This is a genomic window from Pantoea sp. EKM10T, assembly GCF_011800685.1.
Taxonomy (GTDB): Bacteria; Pseudomonadota; Gammaproteobacteria; order Enterobacterales; family Enterobacteriaceae; genus Pantoea; species Pantoea agglomerans.
Genome location: NZ_JAALEU010000017.1, coordinates 28566 through 46574 on the forward strand (window position 1 = coordinate 28566; position 18009 = coordinate 46574).

Below are 18009 nucleotides of genomic sequence, written 5' to 3' on the forward strand. Positions count from 1 at the left end.
TGCCCTCCCCTGACGAGGCTCCTTTTATGAATCTATGTCGCTGCTTTTTCAGCCTGCTGCTGCTGATGCCGCTGTTGGCCAGTGCCGGACCGGCGGCTGACTTTGCCGCCGCCAGCCGCAGTCAGCAGGCCACGCTGCTGCAGCAGTGGGCCGCCGCACCGGATAGTCCTCGCCTGCCGCTGCTGGAAGCGCTGCATGCCGAAACGGTGGTCATCGACCAGAATAAACAGCCGTTCAGCCAGCAGGGAACCACGCTGCAGCCGCTGGATGCGGTGGCGCAGCCCACGGGAAACCTGAAAAAGCTGTTTATGAACAATCGCCTGCGCGTGCTGGTTAACAACGCGCTGGCCGCCCACCAGCTGGTGAGCAGCGATACGGCCCTGCGTCTGCGCGCAGCGCAGCAGCTGCAAAGTGAGGGCGTTGCCGACCAGTTGCCGCTGCTGGAGCAGCGTTTTGCCGCCGAGCAGGACAGCCGGGTTCATGCCGCACTGGCGCTGGCGCTGGCGAACCTGCAACTGGCGGATGGCGAGCCGATGGTGCGCCTGCGGGCGGTGAAACTGCTGGGTGAGTCCAGCGATCCCAATACGCAGGCCAGCCTGCAACGCCTGACCCAGCCCGCGAATGAGCCGGATGCCACGGTGCGGGCCGCCGCGGCGGAAAGTCTGCAACAGATTCAGAAACGGCTGATGTGGGGCGATCTGCTGGGGCAGGCTTTTAGCGGCCTGTCGCTGGGTTCCATACTGCTGCTGGCCGCGCTGGGTCTGGCGATCACCTATGGCCTGCTCGGGGTGATCAACATGGCGCACGGTGAAATGCTGATGCTCGGCGCTTACGCCACCTGGTGGGTACAGAGCCTGTTTCAGCAGTTTGCGCCGCACTATTTAGCCTGGTATCCGCTGCTGGCGCTGCCGGTCGCCTTTCTGGTCACCGCCGCCATCGGCATGGCGCTGGAACGCACGGTGATCCGCCATCTCTATGGCCGTCCGCTGGAGACGCTGCTCGCCACCTGGGGGATCAGCCTGATGCTGATCCAGCTGGTGCGGGTGCTGTTCGGGGCGCAAAACCTGGAGGTGGCGAATCCGGCGTGGCTCTCCGGCGGCTTACAGCTGCTGCCCAATCTGGTGCTGCCGTGGAACCGCATCGCGGTGATCCTGTTTGTGGTGTTTGTGCTGGCGCTCACCTGGCTGCTGCTTAACCGGACCCGCCTTGGCATGAACGTGCGCGCCGTGACCCAGAACCGCGCCATGGCGGATTGCTGCGGCGTGCCGACCGGTCGCGTCGATATGCTGGCGTTTGGACTCGGCTCGGGCATTGCCGGGCTGGGTGGCGTGGCGCTGTCGCAGCTCGGTAACGTCGGACCGGAGCTGGGCCAGGGCTACATTATCGACTCGTTCCTGGTGGTGGTGCTGGGTGGCGTCGGTCAGCTGGCGGGCACCGTGGTTGCCGCGTTCAGCCTGGGCATTCTCAACAAAGTGCTGGAGCCGCAGATTGGCGCCGTGCTGGGCAAGATCCTGATTCTGGTGATTATCGTGCTGTTTATTCAGAAACGTCCGCAGGGGCTGTTTGCGGTAAAAGGAAGGGTGACTGACTGATGACGCAACCCATCACGCTTCGCGTGGCGCGCACCGCGCCGCGCCTGACCATCAGCATTGGCCTGGCGATTACCGTAGCGCTCCTGGTGATGCCGTTTCTGGCGCTGCTGCCCGCCACGCATCCGCTGGCGATCTCCACCTATACCCTGACGCTGGTCGGCAAAATCCTCTGCTACGCGGTGGTCGCGGTGGCGCTGGATCTGGTGTGGGGCTACGCCGGACTGCTGTCGCTGGGCCACGGCCTCTTTTTCGCCCTGGGTGGATATGCCATGGGCATGTACCTGATGCGCCAGGCCGCAGGCGAGGGTTTACCCGCCTTTATGTCCTTTCTCTCCTGGCGGGAACTGCCCTGGTTCTGGACCGGCACCGACTATTTCGCCTGGGCGCTCTGCCTGAGCATGCTGGTGCCGGGCCTGCTGGCGCTGATTTTTGGCTTCTTCGCCTTTCGCTCGAAGATTAAAGGCGTCTACTTCTCCATCATGACCCAGGCGCTGACCTACGCCGGGATGCTGCTGTTCTTCCGCAACGAAACCGGTTTTGGCGGCAACAATGGCTTTACCGGCTTTACCACCCTGCTCGGCTTTTCGGTAACGGCAACCCCCACCCGTATCGGGCTGTTTATCGCCACGGTGCTGCTGCTGCTGCTGAGCCTGGCGATCGGCTTCGCCCTGGCGCGCAGCAAATTTGGCCGGGTGCTGACTGCGGTGCGGGATGCGGAGAACCGTCTGATGTTCTGTGGTTACGACCCGCGCGGTTTCAAGCTTTTTGTCTGGACGCTCTCCGCCGTGCTGTGCGGCCTGGCCGGGGCGCTCTATGTGCCGCAGGTCGGCATTATCAATCCGGGTGAGATGTCACCGGCCAATTCGATTGAAGCGGCGATCTGGGTGGCGCTGGGCGGACGCGGCACGCTGATAGGCCCGCTGCTGGGTGCCGCGATTGTTAACGGCGCACGCAGCTTCTTCACCGTCGCCTTCCCCGAATACTGGCTCTTTTTCCTGGGGCTGATGTTTATCCTGGTCACGCTGTTTCTGCCGCACGGCGTGATTGGCCTGCTGCGCCGGAGGAAAAAATGAGTGATGCCCTGTTTACCCAAACTCAACTGGCGGATCGCCATCGGGTGCAGCGCGATCCGGTGCTGCAACTGGAGAAGATCAGCGTGTCGTTTGAAGGCTTCCGGGCGCTGACCGATCTTTCGCTGCAGATCGGCGTCGGGGAACTGCGCTGCGTGATCGGCCCCAACGGTGCGGGCAAAACCACGCTGATGGATGTGATCACCGGCAAAACCCGGCCCGACGCCGGCCGGGTGATCTACGACCAGGACAGCGATCTGACCCGTCTCTCACCGGTTGAGATCGCCCGCGCCGGGATCGGCCGCAAGTTCCAGAAGCCCACGGTGTTTGAGGCGTTAACCGTGTTCGAAAATCTGGAGATCGCGCTTAAAGCCGATAAATCGGTCTGGGCCAGCCTGCGCGCCCGCCTCAGCGGCGAACAGCGTGACCGCATTGATGAGGTGCTGAAACTGCTGCGGCTGGGCGGCGAACGCCAGCGTCGCGCGGGCCTGCTGTCGCATGGCCAGAAGCAGTTTCTGGAGATCGGCATGCTGCTGGTGCAGGAGCCGCATCTGCTGCTGCTGGATGAACCGGCCGCGGGCATGACCGATGCCGAAACGGACTACACCGCCGAGCTGTTCCGCAGCCTGGCGGGCAAGCATTCGCTGATGGTGGTGGAGCATGACATGGGCTTTGTCGAAACCATTGCCGACCACGTGACGGTGCTGCATCAGGGTCAGGTACTGGCCGAGGGTTCGCTGCGCGACGTGCAGGCCAACGAGCAGGTTATCGACGTTTATCTGGGGCGCTGAAATGTTACAGGTTACTGAACTGAATCAATATTATGGCGGCAGTCATATTCTGCGCGGCCTGTCGTTTGAGGTAAAGATTGGCGAAATCACCTGTCTGCTGGGGCGCAATGGTGTTGGGAAGACCACGCTGCTGAAATGCCTGATGGGGCTGATCCCGGCGAAGTCGGGCGAGATTCACTGGCAGCAGCAGCGCATGAATGGCCGCAAGCCGCACCAGCGGGTGCAGGCTGGCATCGGCTATGTGCCCCAGGGGCGGGAAATCTTTCCGCGTCTGACGGTGGAAGAGAATCTGCTGATGGGGCTGTCACGCTTTCCGGCTGCGCAGGCGCGTGAAGTGCCGGAGGAGATCTACCAGCTCTTTCCGGTGCTGCTGGCGATGAAGTCACGCCGGGGCGGCGACCTCTCTGGCGGTCAGCAGCAGCAGCTGGCGATTGGCCGGGCGCTGGCCTGTCGGCCCCAGCTGTTGATCCTTGATGAGCCGACCGAAGGGATCCAGCCTTCGGTGATCAAAGAGATCGGCGCGGTGATCCGCCAGCTGGCGCAACGGGGAGATATGGCGATCCTGCTGGTGGAGCAGTTTTATGACTTCGCGGCGGAGCTGGCGGACAGCTATCTGGTGATGTCGCGCGGAGAAATTGTGCAGCGTGGCCGCGGCGACACCATGGAAGCAGAGGGTGTGCGCGGCCTGGTGGCAATTTAAACCCGGCTCAGAGTAAGCCGGTCTCGACAGAAAAGTGGCGCTGTTCACCGTGCGCCAGGGTGATCAGCGTGCCAGCCTGCTGCGCGGCAAGAAAGCCCTCTGGCCGGCAGGTGGCGGGCAGAATATAGGCCGCCACCTGCTGATCGTGGTTGTGCAGCAGCCAGCGAGTGGCGTGCGGGAACTGTGCGGTAGAGAAGCGCGTCATCAACGCATAGCCCTGCGGCGCATGCAGCTCAAACTGCACCTCATCGCCATACTGAGGCAGATCGTCCGCGAAGAAGACGATCTCCGGATCGCAGAGCTGCGGCTGATCGAGCTGCTGTAACGCCTGCGGATCGCGCGCCAGCCGATCGGTGTAATCCCGCCAGGCGGGCGTCGGTCGCAGATGCGCCGGGATCGAGCGACGCAGCTGGAATGCCTGTTCGGGGATCGACTGCCGGAAGCGGCCCTGATCGATCCACGCGCTGTTGAGGTGACACATATACTGCAGCGGCATCGGCGCGCCAGCCAGATTAGTGACTGTCATCTCAATCGTCAGCCGGGGCTGGCTGGCCGGAATGCGGACGGCGGGTGCGGCCAGGTAGTGATGGCCGAAGCCTTTGACATATTCACACTCCCCTTCCAGCGACAGCGTCTGATCCTCCAGCACCAGCCAGGCGCTGTCCATACGGGCGCAGGCCATCTCACCGTGCAGCGGATGATCGTCCTCTGGTGCGGGACAGCCGTTGGCCAGCAGTCCCGAATGAAACGCAAAACAGCCATAGGTGTCGATGATCGAATTTGCGGGCAGCGGCTGCTTAAAACTGTGGCCCATGGTCAGGTTATGATCGTCGAACTCTGCGTCCCAGATCATCTGCCCGAGAAACGGCAGCACGGTCACGCTGCCACGCCGGTTATGAATGCGCACCGCCTCAATGCCCGCCGGATAACGAAACAGCTCAACCCGGAAATCATCGCTCTCCAGCAGCACCCAGGGTGTGGTGTGAAACTGTTCACGCGCTAAGGGTAAACGGGTTTTCATGGTAACTCCTCCGCCAGACGACCGGTCGCAACCGGCTGTTTTTTATGGCGCAGTTCGCCATAGAAGTAGAATCCGACCCAGGCGAAACAGAGCAGCGAGACGCCAAATGCCAGCTGCATTGAACCCAGTGAGTCCGAAACCAGGCCCTGCAGCGCCGGGACAAAGGCCGCACCGACAATCGCCATCACGATAAACGCGCCCGCGACTTCGGTGTATTTGTTATCGACCGTCGCCAGCGTTCCCGCGTAGATCGTTGCCCAGCAGGGACCAAACAGCACGCTGACAAAAACGGCGGCGTAGACGGCGGTAAAGTTCGGCACCAGCATCACATAAGCCAGCGTCAGCACGCCCAGCACCGAATAGGCAATCAGCACCTTCTCGGCGCGGAAACGGGTCATCAGGAAGTTCGCCACGAACTTGCCGATAAAGAAGCAGATGAAGCTGTAGATCATAAAGTTCGAGGCGTGACGTTCATTAGTCGCCCCCAGCGTCAGCGCCAGACGAATGGTAAACGACCAGACGGCCACCTGCATGCCGACATAGAGGAACTGAGTCACAATTCCGCGTTTAAAGTGTCGGTTGCCAGCCAGATAGCGGAAGGTCTCGCCCAGCGAGGGGCGCGACCTCTCGCTGCTTTCGGGTTTACAGCGCGGATAGCGGGTGAACATAAACAGCAGCATCACCACCACCAGCACCATCACCAGATATTTGTAGGGCTCCAGCGTGTGTTCCAGCATCGTCAGGCGGAACGCATGTGCCTGCTCTGCCGTCATGGTCGCCATCTGACTCTCCAGGCTGTCGCCGTCCTGGAACACCAGATATTTACCCAGCACGATCCCCATCAGTGCACCGATCGGATAGAAGGTCTGGCTGACGTTGAGCCGGAGCGTGGCGTGATCACGATGGCCAATCATCGAGCTGTAGGTGTTGGCAGCGGTTTCCAGGAAACTCAGGCCGATGGCGATGGCAAATATCGCCGCCAGGAACATGGTGTAGGTCGCCATGTGCGAGGCGGGATAGAAGGCGATACAGCCGGCAATGTAGAGCGCCAGGCCGATCATAATCGCCATCTTATAACTGGTCTTGCGGATCACCAGCGACGCGGGGATCGCAATCAGAAAATAGCCGCCATAAAAGGCACTCTGCACCAGCGCACTGGCAAAGTCGCTCAGGGCAAATACGCTTTTAAACTGAGTGATCAGGATATCGTTAAGACTCGCCGCACAGCCCCAGAGCGGAAAGAGGCACGACAGCAGAATGAACTGGAACAGCGGCGTTTTATTCAGATAGCCATCAGATTGCTGAACAATTTTCTGTTGCATGGCAGACCCTCAGTTACGGTTGAGAAAGCGCTGGAAACTCTCTGCGTCGGGATAGGCGCGCTGGGTGCCGCGCCCGGTGACGCTGCAGGCGGCATAGGCAGACGCCTGGGTCATGGCGGCGGCCACATCGCCGGTTTCCACCAGCAGATACGCAAAGCAGCCGATAAAGGCATCGCCCGCGCCGCTGGTGTCAACCGCCTGAACCGGTGTGGCATCCACGCGATGGATCTCGTCGCCGCTCATCCAGACCGATCCCCGGCTGCCCAGGGTGATGATCAGATTTTTAAGGCCGCGCTTCAGCAGCGACTGTCCGGCGAGGATCACCTCTTCATCGCTGCTGACCGGCAGACCGGTGAGGATCTCCAGCTCGGTTTCATTGGGCATAAAGAAGTCGCATTTGCAGGCGTAATCAATATCAAGCGTGGCGACGGCCGGAGCCGGATTAAGGATCACTGTGATCTGATGCTGGCGGGCAAAATCGATGGCGTAATAGACCGTCTCCAGTGGGATCTCCAGCTGCAGGATGATCAGCTGGCAGGCTTTCAGCGCCTCTGCCGCGTCGTCGATATCGGCCGGTTTCAGCTGCTGGTTAGCACCTTTGATAATCAGAATGCGGTTCTGCGACTGGTCATCGACAAAAATCGGTGCCACGCCGCTGGAGGTGCCCGGTGCGGTGGTGACGAAGCGCGTGTCCACGCCCTGCTGCTGAAGATTTGCAACGGTGTTCGGAGCAAAGAGATCGTCACCGACCTTGCTGACCATCATCACGTTGCCGCCCATTTTTGCCGCCGCGACCGCCTGGTTGGCCCCTTTACCGCCGCAGCCAATGGCAAAGTCGGGCGCTTCAAGGGTTTCGCCCGCTTTCGGCAGGCTGTTGGTATAGGTAATCAGATCGACCATGTTTGAGCCGATGACCGCAATTGTCATGACCTTTTCTCCCGGATGTTTTTTAAACTTAAAATGTTATTAAAGTAACAATAACAATTCTTAAAGGTTAAATATGTGACAAAAACCACATCCTGAGGCGGTGAGAATAGGCAAATTACGCCATAAAATGGGATTTTCAGTGTTATTATTATAACAAGCTAACATCACTGAACGCGCTGTATGAAAGCCACAACCGCCTGTGGTGACGTGCCGATATCACCACGCGCTGACAGCACGGCGGAGGTTTGCGGCCCTCACGGAATGCGGGTAAGATTGACTGCCAGCCTGGCGGATGAGACGCAACTCATTCAAATCTGTGAGGTTTGTAGCGTATTGACGTCGATCCCGGCGTCTTTCTTCCGCACTGCAGGATAGGGAACAGAGAGATGACCATGGAAACCCGGCGCGACGAACGCATTCACAAGCTGACGCAGGCGCTGAAACGCACCGACAAACTGCATCTGAAAGATGCGGCCCAGCTGCTCGGCGTCTCAGAGATGACCGTTCGCCGCGATTTAACCGAGCCGGGCTCCAGCGTGGTCCTGCTGGGCGGCTATATCGTCAGCGATCCGAAAAGTCATGCCAGCCACTATTTTGTCAGCGATCAGCATGGCCAGAATGCCGCCAGAAAGCAGCGACTGGCACAGGCGGCCGCCAGCCTGATCAACGAGAACGATACGGTCTTTTTTGACTGCGGCACCACCCTGCCCTATATCGTGGATGCGATTCCCGACACCCTGTCGTTTACTGCCATCTGCTGCGCCATGAATACTTTTCTGACCCTGAAAGAGAAACCGGCCTGTAACGTGATTCTCAGCGGCGGTGAATTTCATGCCGACAACGCCCTGTTTACGCCGATTGGCGTGCATACCATCCTTGACGATCTCTGCCCGACGCTGGCCTTTATCTCTGCGGCGGGCATCGACAAAGATCAGGGCGCGACCTGCTACAACACCAATGAGCTGATGATGAAGCATCACGCCATGCTGCGTGCCCGAAAGTCGGTGCTGGTGGCTGACAGCAGTAAATATGGCAAGGTGCTGCCTGCCCGCATCGCCGAACTGCAGCGCTTTGATCTGCTGGTGAGTGACAGCGCGCCCGATCAGGCATTGCAAAACTGGCTGGCCCAGCAGGCGATCCCGCTGCGCCTGCCCTGACGCCTCTTTCTGACATCCTCTCCTGACTCTGTCAGCGATTGAGTGTGGAAATCAGTCAGTTATGCCTGGCAATGCCCGGCATCGGCTCCGCCACGCTAATATTCGCCGCCCCCCGGCTGGGATTAAACGGTGAAAAAGGCTAAACTTCGACATCATTCAAACGACCAACAGACCCAGAGGCTCAAACCAACGTGGCTCAATTCGTCTATAGCATGCATCGCGTCGGCAAAGTGGTTCCGCCGAAGCGACATATCCTGAAAAACATCTCGCTCAGCTTCTTCCCTGGCGCAAAAATTGGCGTACTCGGCCTGAACGGCGCGGGTAAATCTACCCTGCTGCGCATCATGGCCGGCATCGATAAAGATATCGAAGGGGAAGCGCGTCCGCAGCCAGGCCTCAAGATTGGCTACCTGCCGCAGGAACCGCAGCTTAACCTTGAACACACCGTGCGTGAGTCGGTAGAAGAAGCGCTGTCAGAAGTCGTTGGCGCACTGAAGCGTCTCGACGAAGTCTATGCGCTCTATGCTGAAGAAGATGCAGACTTCGACAAACTGGCCGCGGAACAGGGCCGTCTGGAAGAGATCATCCAGGCTCACGATGGTCACAACCTGAATACCCAGCTGGAACGTGCTGCCGATGCGCTGCGCCTGCCTGACTGGGACGCGAAAATTGCCACCCTTTCCGGTGGTGAACGTCGTCGCGTCGCCCTCTGCCGCCTGCTGCTGGAAAAACCAGACATGCTGCTGCTGGACGAACCAACGAACCACCTGGACGCCGAATCTGTCGCCTGGCTGGAGCGCTTCCTGCACGACTTCGAAGGCACCGTCGTCGCGATTACGCATGACCGTTACTTCCTGGATAACGTTGCAGGCTGGATTCTGGAACTTGACCGCGGTGAAGGGATTCCGTGGGAAGGTAACTACTCCTCCTGGCTGGAGCAGAAAGATGCGCGTCTGGCGCAGGAAGCCTCCTCTGAAGCCGCTCGTCGCAAGTCGATTGAGAAAGAGCTGGAGTGGGTACGCAAAGGGCCAAAAGGCCAGCAGTCTAAAGGCAAAGCCCGTCTGGCACGCTTTGAAGAGCTGAACAACACCGACTACCAGAAACGTAACGAAACCAACGAACTGTTCATTCCGCCAGGTGCCCGTCTGGGTGACAAAGTGCTGGAAGTCAGCAATCTGCGTAAGTCTTATGGCGACCGTGTGCTGATTGACGATCTCTCGTTCTCGGTACCGAAAGGTGCGATTGTCGGGATTATCGGTCCGAACGGCGCGGGTAAATCAACGCTGTTCCGCATGATGTCTGGTCAGGAACAACCTGATTCCGGCGAGATTGTACTGGGTGAAACCGTGAAACTGGCCTCTGTGGATCAGTTCCGCGACAGCATGGATAACGCCAAAACCGTGTGGGAAGAAGTTTCCGGCGGTCAGGACATCATGCGCATCGGTAACACCGAGATGCCAAGCCGCGCCTATGTCGGCCGCTTTAACTTTAAAGGCGTCGATCAGGGCAAACGCGTAGGCGAACTGTCGGGTGGTGAGCGTGGTCGTCTGCACCTCGCGAAGCTGCTGCAGGTTGGCGGCAACATGCTGCTGCTCGATGAACCAACCAACGACCTGGACATTGAAACCCTGCGCGCGCTGGAAAACGCCCTGCTGGAGTTCCCGGGTTGTGCCATGGTGATCTCGCATGACCGCTGGTTCCTGGACCGTATCGCCACACACATTCTGGATTATCAGGATGAGGGCAACATCGAATTCTTCGAAGGTAACTTTACCGAATATGAAGAGTATAAGAAGCGTACCCTCGGCGCCGAAGCGCTGGAGCCGAAGCGCATCAAGTACAAGCGTATGACGAAGTAACGATGTCAGGGGGAGGCTCAGGCCTCCTCCTGCTTCACCAGTGACGTTTTAAGGGCTGAACGCAATGAAGAAAAAAGCTGAGCGGCCAGTGGCTAAAAAAGCTGAAGCGATTTATGAAGCCACTAAAGTCGCAAACTTTGCCGCAAGTTCCCTGCTGGAGGGGATACGTATTTCAGCAGATGCTGAGTTATCGACCCTGGAACAGGTTCGACGTCGCTATAAGCAGTAACAGGAAGCCAACGTGAATCGTTATCTTGTCTGGCGAGATCACTACTGTTATCCCGATTCCGATGTGCTGATCAATCGCTATGATATCCGCGAACAAACCCTTCTGGATCAGGCTGAGCGTGCTGTTACCGCGCTGACCATTCACACCATTAAGCTCTCTCATCCTCCTTTTACCCTTCAGTCACTGTGTCACATTCATTACTGCCTGTTTAACGAGCTTTATAGCTGGGCGGGGCAGATACGTGATATCTCTATCAGCAAAGGAGAGACCCGCTTTTGCCAGCCCGCTTTTATTCTGCGTGAAGCGGAGAAATTATTTGCAAAACTGGCGTGTGAAAGATGGCTTGAGCAGGCTGACCATGAAGCTTTTTGTCATCAGGTTGCCTGGTATTACTGCGAGTTCAATATCCTGCATCCCTTTCGGGAAGGAAACGGTCGGGCATTACGCATTCTGTTCGAACATATCATTCTTCACGCAGGCTATCAGGTGAGCTGGAAAGGCGTGAGCCCCAGCGACTGGTTAGCGGCAAATATCGCAGGTTACCAGAGTGGCCCGGAAAAAATGGCGGCACTCTTCCTGCGCCACATTGTACCGGTCAGCGATAAAACTCCCTGAACACCGGTGACTGCAGCGCGAACTCAATAAACCGCGCCAGCGCAGGTGAATTCAGTTTACGGCCCGGATAGACCAGCCAGAGCTCATTCCCCTCGATTTCCCATTCCTGCAGTACCGGCACCAGCCGGGGATCCGCCATCGCCCCGTCGGTCAGAAAGTGCGGCAGCAGCGTAATGCCCGCATCGCCCAGCGCAGATTCGCGCGCATAGAGTAAATTGTCCGTGAGATGGCCTGGCGGCAGCAGCCAGCGGTAGAACTCGTCATCGCGCTGCAACACCCATTCATTCCAGGCACGATGCGCAATACAGCGGTGGGCAGACAGCTGCTGTGGATGAACCAGCGGCGGATGCTGATCAAGATAGCGCTGTGAAGCGACCAGCAGTCGCGGGCAGTTGCCTATCCGGCGGCCAATCAGCGAGGACTCCTGCGGCTGACCGGTGCGCAGCGCCACATCAAAGCCCTCCTGCACCAGATCACGCATCTCATCGGAGATCGAGACATCCAGCGTCACATCGGGATAGAGACGTAAAAACGCCGCGTTACAGCGCGCCAGCAGCGTGGCACCAATCCCCGCCGGGCTGGTGATACGCAGACGCCCGCTGGGATTTTCACGCAGGCTGGCGATCGCCTGATCGGCGCGTTCACTGGCCTGCATCATCTCCTGGCAATGCAGCAGATAGCGCTCACCGGCAAAGGTCAGATTGAGCTGGCGGGTGGTGCGGTTCAGCAGACGAATCCCCAGCCGCTGCTCCAGCTGGCTGATGCGCTGACTGACGCTCGATTTTGGCAGCCCTGCGCGTTCTGCCGCGCCGGTAAAGCTGCCGCACTCCGCCACCAGCGCAAACAGTGCCATATCCTGCCACTGACGAAATGCCATTGTTCACCTCAGACGAACACTCTATGAAAGATTGTCCATCTTATCACTGCTAAAATCAGGTTCTACACTTAAAGCCTGTTCCGAATCATCAGCCAGTCTGCCACAGACAGCGTGGCACAGCCCCTGCGGAGTGTGAGCACTCTTCAGGGCCAGAATGGCAACCACCAGATCCAGGCTTCCAGCCTGACTAAACAGGAAAAATGTATGTCTATTCGCGCTATCGCAATTAATCCGAAAAGTCCTGAAAACTTCACTGAAATTTTCCCTGAAACCCCAGCGCCAGGGGAGTATGACCTGCGGGTCGAAGTCAAAGCCGCGTCGGTCAACCCGGTCGATACCAAGGTTCACAAAGGGGCGAAGAAGAACGGATTAGAGCAGCCACGCATCCTCGGCTGGGATGCCAGCGGTGTGGTGCTGGAAGTGGGCAGCAAAGTCAGCAACTTTAAGCCAGGCGATAAAGTTTTTTATGCGGGTGACCTGACCCGTCCTGGCAGTAACAGCACCGAGCAGCTGGTTGACTCACGCATTACCGGTCACAAGCCAGAGAGCCTGGACTGGGCGCAGTCCGCTGCGATCCCGCTGACGGCCCTGACCGCCTGGGAAGGACTGTTTGAGCGACTGAACCTTGAGTCAGCAACGGAAGATCAGACGCTGCTGATCGTGGGCGGCGCAGGCGGCGTCGGATCGCTGGCGATCCCGCTGGCGAAACTGCGCAGCAAGGTGAAGATCATTGCCACCGCTTCGCGTGAAGATTCCGCGCAGTGGTGCCGCGATCGTGGCGCCGATCTGGTGATCAACTACAAAGATATGATTGGAGAGCTGGAAAAACAGGGCATTAAACAGGTCGATTATATCTTCTGCCTGAATGATACCGACGGTCACTGGGAAACCATGGCAAAGCTTATTGCCCCGCAGGGTCATATCTGCACCATCGTGGAAAACGAACATCCGCTGTCGATGGATCAGCTGAAGCTGAAGAGTGCCGCCCTGCACTTCGAGCTGATGTACACCCGCAGCATGTTTAACACGCCGGATATGGCGCGTCAGGGTGAGATTCTGGATGCGGTTTCGGCGTTGCTGGATGAAGGTAAGCTGCAAACCACACTGAGCGAGACGCTGCACGGCTTAAGCGTTGAGACGTTAACTGCCGCCCATCAGCGCGTACTGGAAGGCCACATGCGCGGCAAAGTAGTGATGGTGTATTAATGCGCTGACCCGGCTGCCCCGCGGCAGACCGGGTTACAGCATGCGTTACGGCTGGGCGTTTTTCTCGCCCAGCATCGCTTTCACCAGTTCAATGCAGCGCAGGAAACGGGTGTCATAATCATCTTCCTGCACGTGCAGGAATTCGATGTTGTTTTCCCGCAGCATCGTCACCAGCATCGACTGAAATTCCCGGCGATCCACGGAACTGCCCAGGCTGCGCAAGCCATCGGCAACCCACGGCACGTTGTTCTCCAGCAGAATCACCAGATCAAAGCGATATTCATCGATCAGTGCCTGCACAAACGGATGTTCACGCCCCTCATACTTCAGACAAAACGCCTGCGTGGTCACAAAGTCGGTGTCGATAAACGCCACTTTATTGGCATATTTAACCGCGAAATCGATGTACTGCGCCTGGCCCAGCGCGATCTTGTCGTAATCTGAATATTGCAGCGCCATTTCATCACCGCCCAGGTGGGAGAAGACATAGTCGCGGCCATATTCCCAGGCACTGGTGGTATTGAAAATGTTGGCGAGTTTATTCACCAGCGTCGATTTACCGCTCGACTCCCCGCCGAGGATGGCCACGGTGCGCACAAAGAAAGGTTTCACTTCGGTCGGGATATAATCCCAGAAGCGGAACGGATCCTGACGGATCTGCGCGCCGCTGATGCTCATAAAGGATCGGCTGGGATCGACCAGTACGGTCTGAATGCCCAGATGCTGCTGATACATCTCCGCATCGGGCGCTTCGCTGGTGTAGATGCAGTCCGGCGCAATACCGTGCTCGCTGAGAAACGCGCTGACGCCCTTACTCCAGACATCCCAGCCGTGTGGATAGGGCTCAATCCCCTCCTCATCAAAGGCGTGAATGCGGATATTTTTCTGATACTTAAAGGTCTGCAGCAGCCAGCGCAGTCGATCGCTGACCGTGGGCTGTTGTGACATCGCGCTGTTCTCAAACAGTTCGCGGTCACGTGGCTCGTCGTAGCCCATAATGATATGCAGCTCATCGACCTGGCTACAGGCGCGCTGAATCAGATAGATATGGCCGGTGTGCAGCGGATAGAATTTACCAAACACCACGCCGACCGTTTTATCGCGGCGCGGAAACTCCAGACCCAGAAAACGGTGCAGCGCCTCCAGCTTTTGCGCGCTGGGGCTTTTGATTTTGGCATTGAGCAACTGGCTCAGATAGCCTTTGGTCATGCCGCTGGCATCAGCGACCTGTTGCAGCGTGTGGCCCTGCTGGCGAATGGCCGTTTTCAGATAATCAAACGACGACATGTCGTGCCTCCTGCATCAATGCGGTTAAGGTGGGAGCGGCCTGCCAGCGGCTTTTCGCTGGCGGCCGCAGGCGCGTTACAGATCGTCCAGAATCGCCAGCGCATCGGCCAGCTTCTTCGCGCTGAAAACCTGCATCCCGGCAATCGGTTTTTTCGGTGCATTCCCTGCCGGCACAATGGCGCGTTTGAAGCCATGCTTCGCCGCTTCAGCGATGCGCTCCTGACCGCTGGGCACCGGACGGATTTCGCCCGCCAGTCCCACTTCGCCGAAGATCACCAGATCCTGCGGCAACGGACGATCGCGCAGGCTCGACACCATCGACAGCATCAGCGCCAGGTCAGCACTGGTTTCAGTGACTTTGACGCCGCCGACCACGTTAACGAACACATCCTGATCGGCCATCTGCAATCCGCCGTGCCGGTGCAGCACCGCCAGCAGAATCGCCAGACGGTTCTGCTCCAGACCCACTGCCACGCGGCGTGGATTGCCCATCATCGAGTGATCGACCAGCGCCTGAATCTCCACCAGCAGCGGTCGCGTTCCCTCCCACAGCACCATCACCGAACTGCCCGAGGTGATCTCTTCGCCGCGCGACAGGAAAATAGCTGACGGGTTGCTGACTTCACGCATGCCCTGCTCGGTCATAGCAAACACACCCAGTTCATTGACCGCGCCGAAGCGGTTTTTATGACTGCGCAGGGTGCGGAAGCGGGAATCGGCATCGCCATCCAGCAGCACCGAACAGTCGATACAGTGTTCCAGCACTTTCGGTCCGGCCAGGGAGCCATCTTTGGTAACGTGACCAACCATGATGATCGCCACGCCGCGCGTCTTGGCGAAGCGCGTCAGGTAAGCGGCGGTTTCACGCACCTGGGCGACGCTGCCCGGCGATGACTGGATCTCCGCCATGTGCATCACCTGGATCGAGTCGATCACCATCAGTTGCGGGTGCTCCTGTTCGGCGATCAGGCAGATCTGCTCAATGCTGGTTTCCGACAGCATATTCACATTTTCGGTGGGTAATCCCAGACGATGGGCGCGCATCGCCACCTGCTGCAGTGACTCTTCACCGGTGACATACAGGGTTTTCATCCCCTCTGACAACCGGCACATCACCTGCAGCAGCAGCGTGGATTTGCCTGCGCCGGGGCTGCCGCCAATCAGAATGGCGCTGCCCGGCACCACCCCGCCGCCCAGCACCCGGTCAAACTCTTTGAAGCTGGTCGAGAAGCGCGGTAATGCCTCCAGGCTGATTTCAGAGAGCTTCTGCACCCGGCTGGTTCCGGCGCTGCCGGCATAACCACTCAGGCGCTCGTTACGCGCAGCCGCGGGCGAGGCGGCAATGCGCACCTCGGTAATGGTGTTCCAGGCGTGACAGGCGCTGCACTGCCCCTGCCAGCGTGGGTAATCTGCGCCACATTCGTTACAGACAAATGCGCGTTTTGCCGCTTTGGCCAAATCAATACCTCAGTTAACGCTCTTCGTGGATCAGGCTGCCGGTGAGGATGCAGAACACCCCCATTAAATCGGCATGGCGAATGGTGACCGCAGTCTGCTCATTCACCTTAGGTTTAGCATGGAACGCAATGCCCAGCGCTGAGGCTTTGATCATCAGCAGGTCATTGGCACCATCGCCGATCGCCACCGTCTGTTCCGGCGCGATGTCAAAACGCTGCGCCAGCTTCTTCAGGGTATCGGCTTTGTATTGTGCGTCGACAATCGGTCCCAGCACGTTGCCGGTCAGTTTGCCGTCGCGAATTTCGAGTTCATTAGCCACCACCGCCGACAGATGCAGCTTGTCGCGCAGGTATTCGGCGTAGTAGGTAAAGCCGCCAGACGCGATGGCAACCTGCCAGCCCAGCGCCTGCAGCTTCTGCGTCAGGGTGGTTAAGCCTGGCATCAGCGGCAGGGCATCACGCACCTGTTTCAGAATATTGGCGTCCGCGCCCTGCAGCGTGGCCACGCGCTGACGCAGGCTGGCGGTGAAGTCGAGTTCGCCGCGCATCGCACGTTCCGTGACTTCCGCCACCTGCTCGCCACAGCCCGCCAGTTTTGCAATCTCGTCGATGCACTCGATCTGAATCGCGGTGGAGTCCATATCCATCACCAGCAGGCCTGGCGTTTTGAGATGCGGGATTTTGCCCAGCGGCGCAACATCCAGGCCGGCGTCGTGCGCCAGCTTGCTGGCAAACGGCGTCAGCGATCCCGCCAGGCGAATCACCTGATACTCATCGACGTTCCAGGCGCTGACGATCACCATGGCGGCACCCAGCTGGTGCTGGTAATCGGTCAGCCGCTGCTTATCCAGCCCGCGGCCATACAGCAGCCAGCCGGTACGGCCAGCGCGATAATCCAGCGGCATCACTTCATCACCGCTAAGAGAAAGGGGCAAACCCGGCCAGAGGGAGACATCGGCGGGAAGATCGCACCAGGTTAAACGATTTGGCATCAGAGCTCCTGTAGGGACAACAAAACCACGCAAGAGGCTACCTTGTCTGCGCCGCTTCTGGCAACATAATCTCCAGGCTTTCTGTTGTGATATGACCCGGATGATTAATGGCTAAAACCGCACTGAAATTTCGCTTACATCGTACCGTGATCGTTCTCATCTCGATGGCGCTGCTGGTCGTGCTGATGCAGGGCGCATCCTGGTTCAGCCTCGGCCATCAGGCGGCGCGTTCTGAACAGGTCGAGGAGCTGGCGCATACGCTGACCAGCCAGGTGGCGTTCAGCCTTAAGCCGTTGATGGACAACAGTGAAAATAACCGGACTCAGATAGAAGCCATTCTTAATCAGATGACGGCTAACAGCCGTATTCTGGATGCATCGGTCTATGACGGCGACGGCAGCCTGGTGGCGCACAGCGGTGAAAACATCAATGTCCGCGATCGGCTGGCGCTCGACGGCCAGCGCGCGGGTAGCTATTTCAACCATCAGATTGTGCAGCCGCTGGCCGGAAACGAGGGTCCGCTGGGCTTTTTGCGCGTGACGCTGGATACCCACGTGCTCGTCACCGACTCACATCAGGTCGATAACACCACCAATATTCTGCGTCTGATGATGCTGCTGGCGCTGGCAATTGGCATTATTCTCTCACGCACCCTGCTGCGCCACCGCCGCACCCGCTGGCAGCAGTCGCCGTTCCTGCTCACCGCCAGCACCCCGGTGAAAGAGGATCGGGATGAGGACGACGAGAAGAAAGAGTAGTGTTCCGGCGCTGCTGTAAAGATAAAACAAAAAAGGCCCGCACAGCGGTAATGCTGGTCAGTTAAGATTAGATTTGTAAAGGCTGTCACGGTCAAACGTGGCAGCTTTTTTTCCGGGCGAGCGAGCCGCAGTGCGGGCCAGCGCACCTC

General features: G+C 58.6%; 17 protein-coding genes. 10 read left to right on the plus strand and 7 right to left on the minus strand.

From position 1 onward, the window contains the following. Nucleotides 1-26: 26 nt before the first annotated feature. From urtB to urtE, 4 genes are read left to right on the plus strand one after another with little or no spacing between them, the layout of a single operon-like run. Nucleotides 27-1592: an urea ABC transporter permease subunit UrtB gene (gene urtB, locus HFD95_RS21215; protein ID WP_167430693.1), complete on the plus strand. Its 1566-nt coding sequence runs from the start codon at nucleotides 27-29 to the stop codon at nucleotides 1590-1592. Next, on the plus strand, nucleotides 1592-2665 hold the full coding sequence (gene urtC / locus HFD95_RS21220) for an urea ABC transporter permease subunit UrtC (RefSeq protein ID WP_010671704.1): 1074 nt from the start codon (nucleotides 1592-1594) through the stop codon (nucleotides 2663-2665). Before urtB ends, urtC begins: the two co-directional genes overlap by 1 nt. After that, nucleotides 2662-3453, plus strand: coding sequence for an urea ABC transporter ATP-binding protein UrtD (urtD, locus tag HFD95_RS21225; protein WP_010671705.1), 792 nt, complete (start codon nucleotides 2662-2664; stop codon nucleotides 3451-3453). Before urtC ends, urtD begins: the two co-directional genes overlap by 4 nt. Before the next feature lies 1 nt (nucleotide 3454). Then, nucleotides 3455-4153, plus strand: a complete 699-nt coding sequence (urtE, locus tag HFD95_RS21230; protein WP_061703615.1) for an urea ABC transporter ATP-binding subunit UrtE — start codon at nucleotides 3455-3457, stop codon at nucleotides 4151-4153. Nucleotides 4154-4160: 7 nt separating this feature from the next. Here the strand turns inward: urtE and HFD95_RS21235 are convergent, their stop codons facing one another. Genes HFD95_RS21235 through rbsK form a run of 3 tightly spaced genes read right to left on the minus strand, consistent with a single transcriptional unit; the run spans nucleotide 4161 to nucleotide 7423 of the window. Further along, a complete protein-coding gene (locus HFD95_RS21235) occupies nucleotides 4161-5174 on the minus strand; it encodes an aldose 1-epimerase family protein (protein WP_033756489.1) in 1014 nt (337 codons plus the stop codon). Continuing rightward, the gene (fucP, locus tag HFD95_RS21240) at nucleotides 5171-6496 is read right to left on the minus strand and encodes an L-fucose:H+ symporter permease (protein WP_010671707.1); all 1326 of its coding nucleotides are present in this window, start codon (nucleotides 6494-6496) and stop codon (nucleotides 5171-5173) included. Before fucP ends, HFD95_RS21235 begins: the two co-directional genes overlap by 4 nt. Nucleotides 6497-6505: 9 nt before the next feature. Further along, nucleotides 6506-7423 carry a ribokinase gene (gene rbsK, locus HFD95_RS21245; RefSeq protein WP_033787409.1) on the minus strand — a complete coding sequence of 306 codons (918 nt, stop codon included), beginning with the start codon at nucleotides 7421-7423 and terminating at the stop codon, nucleotides 6506-6508. Between the two features lie 392 nt (nucleotides 7424-7815). Between rbsK and deoR the strand changes: the two genes are divergently transcribed. From deoR to HFD95_RS21265, 4 genes are all read left to right on the plus strand, one after another. Next, a complete protein-coding gene (gene deoR, locus HFD95_RS21250; protein ID WP_010253621.1) occupies nucleotides 7816-8580 on the plus strand; it encodes a DNA-binding transcriptional repressor DeoR in 765 nt (254 codons plus the stop codon). 191 nt (nucleotides 8581-8771) lie between these two features. Next, complete coding sequence (gene ettA, locus HFD95_RS21255) at nucleotides 8772-10439, plus strand: energy-dependent translational throttle protein EttA (protein ID WP_031593292.1); 1668 nt, start codon at nucleotides 8772-8774, stop codon at nucleotides 10437-10439. A 64-nt stretch (nucleotides 10440-10503) separates the two neighbouring features. Beyond that, on the plus strand, nucleotides 10504-10668 hold the full coding sequence (locus HFD95_RS21260) for a YhfG family protein (protein ID WP_109652447.1): 165 nt from the start codon (nucleotides 10504-10506) through the stop codon (nucleotides 10666-10668). 12 nt (nucleotides 10669-10680) lie between these two features. Beyond that, the gene (locus HFD95_RS21265; protein ID WP_167430694.1) at nucleotides 10681-11283 is read left to right on the plus strand and encodes a putative adenosine monophosphate-protein transferase Fic; all 603 of its coding nucleotides are present in this window, start codon (nucleotides 10681-10683) and stop codon (nucleotides 11281-11283) included. On the opposite strand, the gene HFD95_RS21270 is transcribed toward HFD95_RS21265, so the two are convergent. After that, a complete protein-coding gene (locus HFD95_RS21270; protein ID WP_167430695.1) occupies nucleotides 11264-12160 on the minus strand; it encodes a LysR family transcriptional regulator in 897 nt (298 codons plus the stop codon). The two genes, HFD95_RS21265 and HFD95_RS21270, sit on opposite strands and share 20 nt — an antisense overlap. 204 nt (nucleotides 12161-12364) lie before the next feature. On the opposite strand from HFD95_RS21270, the gene HFD95_RS21275 reads away from it, so the two are divergent. Further along, on the plus strand, nucleotides 12365-13366 hold the full coding sequence (locus HFD95_RS21275; protein ID WP_033787413.1) for a zinc-binding alcohol dehydrogenase family protein: 1002 nt from the start codon (nucleotides 12365-12367) through the stop codon (nucleotides 13364-13366). 45 nt (nucleotides 13367-13411) lie between these two features. Here the strand turns inward: HFD95_RS21275 and nadR are convergent, their stop codons facing one another. From nadR to serB, 3 genes are all read right to left on the minus strand, one after another. After that, the gene (nadR, locus tag HFD95_RS21280; RefSeq protein ID WP_010253612.1) at nucleotides 13412-14653 is read right to left on the minus strand and encodes a multifunctional transcriptional regulator/nicotinamide-nucleotide adenylyltransferase/ribosylnicotinamide kinase NadR; all 1242 of its coding nucleotides are present in this window, start codon (nucleotides 14651-14653) and stop codon (nucleotides 13412-13414) included. A gap of 75 nt (nucleotides 14654-14728) precedes the next feature. Next, nucleotides 14729-16111, minus strand: coding sequence for a DNA repair protein RadA (radA, locus tag HFD95_RS21285; RefSeq protein ID WP_167430696.1), 1383 nt, complete (start codon nucleotides 16109-16111; stop codon nucleotides 14729-14731). A gap of 13 nt (nucleotides 16112-16124) precedes the next feature. Then, nucleotides 16125-17102 carry a phosphoserine phosphatase gene (serB, locus tag HFD95_RS21290; protein ID WP_033770935.1) on the minus strand — a complete coding sequence of 326 codons (978 nt, stop codon included), beginning with the start codon at nucleotides 17100-17102 and terminating at the stop codon, nucleotides 16125-16127. Between the two features lie 107 nt (nucleotides 17103-17209). Between serB and HFD95_RS21295 the strand changes: the two genes are divergently transcribed. Continuing rightward, nucleotides 17210-17860 carry a YtjB family periplasmic protein gene (locus HFD95_RS21295; RefSeq protein WP_010253606.1) on the plus strand — a complete coding sequence of 217 codons (651 nt, stop codon included), beginning with the start codon at nucleotides 17210-17212 and terminating at the stop codon, nucleotides 17858-17860. The last annotated feature ends 149 nt before the right edge of the window (nucleotides 17861-18009 follow it).

What these genes read in the sequence shown, in the direction of transcription:
- HFD95_RS21295 (WP_010253606.1), top strand. Translation starts at nt 17,210, where the DNA reads ATGGCTAAAACCGCACTGAAATTTCGCTTACATCGTACCGTGATCGTT.
- serB (WP_033770935.1), bottom strand. Translation starts at nt 17,102, where the DNA reads ATGCCAAATCGTTTAACCTGGTGCGATCTTCCCGCCGATGTCTCCCTC.
- deoR (WP_010253621.1), top strand. Translation starts at nt 7,816, where the DNA reads ATGGAAACCCGGCGCGACGAACGCATTCACAAGCTGACGCAGGCGCTG.
- rbsK (WP_033787409.1), bottom strand. Translation starts at nt 7,423, where the DNA reads ATGACAATTGCGGTCATCGGCTCAAACATGGTCGATCTGATTACCTAT.
- nadR (WP_010253612.1), bottom strand. Translation starts at nt 14,653, where the DNA reads ATGTCGTCGTTTGATTATCTGAAAACGGCCATTCGCCAGCAGGGCCAC.
- urtD (WP_010671705.1), top strand. Translation starts at nt 2,662, where the DNA reads ATGAGTGATGCCCTGTTTACCCAAACTCAACTGGCGGATCGCCATCGG.
- urtC (WP_010671704.1), top strand. Translation starts at nt 1,592, where the DNA reads ATGACGCAACCCATCACGCTTCGCGTGGCGCGCACCGCGCCGCGCCTG.
- urtE (WP_061703615.1), top strand. Translation starts at nt 3,455, where the DNA reads ATGTTACAGGTTACTGAACTGAATCAATATTATGGCGGCAGTCATATT.
- HFD95_RS21270 (WP_167430695.1), bottom strand. Translation starts at nt 12,160, where the DNA reads ATGGCATTTCGTCAGTGGCAGGATATGGCACTGTTTGCGCTGGTGGCG.
- urtB (WP_167430693.1), top strand. Translation starts at nt 27, where the DNA reads ATGAATCTATGTCGCTGCTTTTTCAGCCTGCTGCTGCTGATGCCGCTG.
- fucP (WP_010671707.1), bottom strand. Translation starts at nt 6,496, where the DNA reads ATGCAACAGAAAATTGTTCAGCAATCTGATGGCTATCTGAATAAAACG.
- HFD95_RS21260 (WP_109652447.1), top strand. Translation starts at nt 10,504, where the DNA reads ATGAAGAAAAAAGCTGAGCGGCCAGTGGCTAAAAAAGCTGAAGCGATT.
- HFD95_RS21275 (WP_033787413.1), top strand. Translation starts at nt 12,365, where the DNA reads ATGTCTATTCGCGCTATCGCAATTAATCCGAAAAGTCCTGAAAACTTC.
- HFD95_RS21235 (WP_033756489.1), bottom strand. Translation starts at nt 5,174, where the DNA reads ATGAAAACCCGTTTACCCTTAGCGCGTGAACAGTTTCACACCACACCC.